At 62.1% G+C, this 506-nt stretch carries 1 pseudogene; it reads right to left on the bottom strand.

Annotated elements, in window-relative coordinates:
* A pseudogene (locus JFN93_RS25295) lies at window positions 1-506 on the bottom strand (nitrogenase iron protein); the annotation flags it as partial.

A 506-nucleotide genomic window follows, 5' to 3' on the forward strand; every position in this document is an offset into this window, starting at 1 on the left:
GCCGCCTGGCTCCGGACCTCACCGGTTTCCATGGCAAGGAGAGTGTCCGCCCACTTGAAAGCCCACTCGTGCAGCCCCTTGTCGTCGAGCGGCTCCGGCACCTTGGAATCGGTGTGCTCGTAGATCTTCTGGGCCAACCCCTTGTAGACCTTCGCCTGGTCCGAATCGATAAACGCCTCGATGGTCGTTTTCCCCTGCAGTTCGGCTTGGGTCACCGTCACCGAGCGCGGCACGTACTCGATCACCTGGGTCTTGGTCTGGGCCACGAAGTCGTCCACGATCTCCTTGGCGTAGCCGGTGTTGATCGAGTTGGCGATCACCCCGCCCAACAGCGCGCCGCCGTTGTTGGAGTATTTTTTGATCCCCTTGAAGAGGTTGTTGGCGGCGTAGATCGCCATGAAGTCCGAGGAGGAGACGGTGAAGACGTGCTCGGCGATCCCCTCGCGCACCGGAACCGCGAAGCCGCCGCAGACGACGTCGCCCAGAACGTCATAGACGACCACGTC

The sequence above is a fragment of the Geomesophilobacter sediminis genome, from assembly GCF_016458275.1.
Classification (GTDB): domain Bacteria; phylum Desulfobacterota; class Desulfuromonadia; order Geobacterales; family Geobacteraceae; genus Geomesophilobacter; species Geomesophilobacter sediminis.